The organism is Pyrobaculum sp. (genome assembly GCF_049971835.1).
Taxonomy (GTDB): Archaea; Thermoproteota; Thermoprotei; order Thermoproteales; family Thermoproteaceae; genus Pyrobaculum.
In genome coordinates this window covers 1-1,370 of the sequence record NZ_JBMFKV010000362.1, presented here as the reverse complement: position 1 = coordinate 1,370, position 1,370 = coordinate 1, and the positions used below count along the sequence as shown (strand labels likewise).

The 1,370-nt window shown below is 61.6% G+C and carries 2 protein-coding genes; both read left to right on the top strand.

Annotation, left to right across the window (positions count from 1 at the left end):
* Positions 1-1,048: TraM recognition domain-containing protein (locus ACP5J3_RS14675; RefSeq protein ID WP_428496359.1), on the top strand; the 1,048-nt coding region annotated here is incomplete at its 5' end.
* Positions 1,045-1,370: hypothetical protein (locus tag ACP5J3_RS14670; RefSeq protein WP_428496358.1), on the top strand; the 326-nt coding region annotated here is incomplete at its 3' end. The genes ACP5J3_RS14675 and ACP5J3_RS14670, both read left to right, overlap by 4 nt.

Here is a 1,370-nt window from a genome sequence, read left to right as displayed (position 1 = left end):
CTCCGAGTTCTTCAACACCTTCGTCATGCAGGAGGCGGAGCAGGCGGCGTGGCTCACCATGGCGGCGCGCCTCGCCACGCTGGTGGCGTACATTATCTACCGCACCGAGGTGAAGATCCTGCGCGGCGTCGGCAGGAGCATAGCCGACTACCTGCCGGGCATGATGCGGCTCATAGAGGCGCTGAGCGACATAGAGGCGGTGAAGGACATCGTAAAGAGGGGCCTGGCCGAGCTGGACAAGAGCACTGTGCCCCCCTCGCTGAGGGGGGCCGTGGGCGCCGCCGAGAACTTCGTCAAAATGCCGCCGTTCGGCGACGTGTACAACTCGTACGTAACCGCCATGTCTATGATAGTGTCGCGGCTGAACACGCCGAACGTCGACAAGTCACACGACGGAGCTTTTCTGAGGCTCAGCAGACATGCAGTCAGAGAGGCGAAGCACCTCAGGCCGCTGAAGGCTGTGTACATCTGGCAGTCCGACCTCGGCACCGCCGTGCGCGATGTGGCCACGGCGCTGATCCAGTGGGCGATTGCGCTGAACTTTAAACTGCGGGCGCAGCTGAAGGCGAACGGGGTTGAGGAGCCGCCGATGATAGTGTTCCTAGACGACTTCATCACGCTGGGCTACATAGAGGTAATGGCGAAGCTCCCGAACGTGGGGCGCTCGGTCGGGATGTGGTCCGTCGTGACTGCGCAGACTACGAAGCACCTCACCGAATACGGGCAGAAGAAGGAGAACGTCCTCGCGGCCTACAACACAGTGTTCGCCTTCTCTGTCACAGACGCCGACAGCGCAGAGTATATAGCCAGGCGCGTAGGCGTGCTTGAGCCGAAGTGGAAGCTGTTCGACAAAACCCCCAAGAGCGAGGTGGTAGCCAGGGCGGGGAGGGTAGACGGCTCTATCTTAGACGTGCCGCCGGGCACGGCCATTCTGCTGTCGTCGAGGCCCGTCTACAAGAGCAGAAACGTCGCCATAGTGAGGCTCTACGACCCGCGGCCCAAGCCGTGGGACAAGCTTAAAGAGCTCTTCCGCAGAGGGGGGACATGAGGTACTTCAAGCTGAACGCAGTCTCGGCGTCGGAGGCGGCGTCTGTGCTCACGGCTCTGCGGGGGACTGTGTGTATAGACGCGATATCTGGAGTTGTCTTTATGGACAGAGACCCCCTCAGCCGTTGCGGGCAGACCAGAGACAACCCGACGCTCGCAGAGCTGATGAGCCCGCCGGCCCCCGACGCGGAGTGCGCCAAGCTGACGCGCGTATTGATACCTGTAAGCGTACAGCCCCAGAAGTACAGCGTCTGCAACAAAAACGTAATGGGGCTTCTTGAGAGGAGGTACAGAGTCGCCGCGAGGGAGCAGGTGGAGACGGC